This is a genomic window from Paenibacillus sp. 7516 (genome assembly GCF_002272715.1).
GTDB lineage: Bacteria > Bacillota > Bacilli > Paenibacillales > Paenibacillaceae > Paenibacillus > Paenibacillus illinoisensis_A.
Window position 1 is genome coordinate 1 of record NZ_NPBI01000014.1, and the last position, 2,109, is coordinate 2,109.

The 2,109-nt window shown below is 32.9% G+C and carries 3 protein-coding genes; all 3 read left to right on the forward strand.

What is annotated here, in order from left to right:
• The first annotated feature begins 294 nt into the window (after window positions 1–294).
• Window positions 295–495: a hypothetical protein gene (locus CHI14_RS15290; protein WP_095289380.1), complete on the forward strand. Its 201-nt coding sequence runs from the start codon at window positions 295–297 to the stop codon at window positions 493–495.
• Window positions 495–1,031, forward strand: a complete 537-nt coding sequence (locus CHI14_RS15295; RefSeq protein WP_095289381.1) for a DUF1643 domain-containing protein — start codon at window positions 495–497, stop codon at window positions 1,029–1,031. The genes CHI14_RS15290 and CHI14_RS15295 overlap by 1 nt, the downstream gene beginning before the upstream one ends.
• A gap of 136 nt (window positions 1,032–1,167) precedes the next feature.
• Window positions 1,168–2,109, forward strand: a 942-nt coding sequence (locus CHI14_RS15300; protein ID WP_095289382.1) for a tetratricopeptide repeat protein, incomplete at its 3' end; no start/stop codon positions are given.

A 2,109-nucleotide genomic window follows, 5' to 3' on the forward strand; every position in this document is an offset into this window, starting at 1 on the left:
ATTTGGAGTAAAGAGAAATATTATGATATTTGTAATAAAACAATGGAAAGAAAAAAAACTAATAAATTAGTAGCATTTAAGGATTTCAACTTATTTATATGATCAATCAGTGAAGTCAACACCGGGCATTCGCCCTTGATCGCCAAGAGGGATATCAGAGAAGTTTTTCAGACGCACATTCAACCAGCTAAGTCTGGCGACCCGGCCCTACAGTCCTTAAGCTGCTTGGACGAAAATTAACTCAGAGCTTAAATATAGTTTGCAGAAAAAATTATTTTGAACGAGGTTATTATTATGACTAATAAACAGTATCCTGATTTTATTGATCGTGAAAATATTTTTTCAGATAAAGAAGAGATAGCAAAGGTAGAAACTTTTCTATCTTCTGAAAAAAATAAAAGCGAAAAAATAGCTGAAAATGAACTCTTTGTAAGACAGGTTCTAAAACTTCCCCTAAAGAAAGCTACCGGCTCAAAAAAATTTGTTTTTGTTTAATGAATCCCAGCAAGGCTGATATGCAGAACTCAGACGATACCGTAAATATTGTGCTAAAGTTCGTTGGAAAATTAATGAATGAAGCGAATAGTCAATTTAAAAATATTGGAGAAGTAGTTGTTGTGAATCTCTTCCCAACTTACGAGACGAGATCAACTTTTTTAGGAACAGTTACAGAGGGATTACAAAAAACAAATAAGCTCGATCACTTACTTTGTAGTAACCGAACAGAAATTATGAAGGAGGTCAAAAATAGTGAATGGATTATCCTAGGCTGGGGGGACTGTCCTGAAAACTTATGTGCTGATCTTCACAAATGTGAAACTAACAAAATATTAGCTACATTATACAAGGTGCAAAAAGGATCAAGCATTTATGTTTTTGAGGATAAGAAAAATAAGGGATTGACGTTAAAGAAACAGCCAAGACACCCAAGACGTTTACATAAGGACACTTCGATAATCTCAGAGATCAAAATCAAAAGAAATAATAAACAAGGTAACGATAAAATTACTACATATGAAATTAAATTTTAAGTAAAATTTGACATACTATAACATAATATTCACGCTGCGGACATTCGTCCTTGGCCTGGCAGTCGCCGGAAACTCGACATGCGTCGAGTCGTGGATACAGGAACATTAGAAGAAATGATTTTAAGGGGGGCCAAAAATGAATGAAAAATACGAACTTACAAGAAATATGCAATGCCTGTGTGGTTCTGGAAAGAAGTTCAAATCATGTTGTAACGAGTATATGTCTTTGTCTTCATTTGATAAAATTTCGATAGAAATTGAAAACAAAAACTACCAACAAGCTTTACTCTTCTGTCGTGCTGAGATCACAAGATATATGTGTTACGTAAAAAGACATACAGAATTTCTCTTAGTTATAGACCCTTTACGGGGTAAAATAGTACTGGACATTGATATAAAGGCACTTTCAGAGTTGCTGAATAAGCTCATGTATATTATTAGTATGGGAGATACTCAAGTTTCTTTTATTAGCAATTTAGATAGATTAGGAGAACTTTTTTACAATCAGCACTGGCATAACCGTCTCAGGTATTACAAAGTTGCTTGGGAATATATATTTAATAACAATGGTGATGATGCAAAGAAGCTTTTAGTCAATTTATCTTACGAAGAGATAAGAGATTTGGATTTTTTACAGATGTATTTAGATCTCATGAGTGATGAATTGTCTTTTTCGACGAGGTTAGAAATTGTTGATAAATTGATAAATATGGAAACAAAAGTGGCGGGTAAATTGCAATACTATGGAGCTAAAGCAATTCAATTTTTGTTAATTAACGATCTTGAAAGAGCGAAAGAACTAGTTTCGCAAGCAATATCTATTGCTGAAGAGAATTTTACCGATATCTCTGAACCTTATGATTATTTCCAATTTGGTAATATTTATCATCTTGGAGGCAAATTGCTTGATAATGAAGGTCTTCATAAGAAGTCTATTTTATTATTTGAACTTATGTTAGAAACCGATGAATTAAGCCTATCTGGACGAGCAGAATTATATTCTCATATTGGAGATGTTTATTTGTTTTTAAATGAAGTTGATATAGCGTTAAGCTATTATAATAAGAGCTTGGAACTA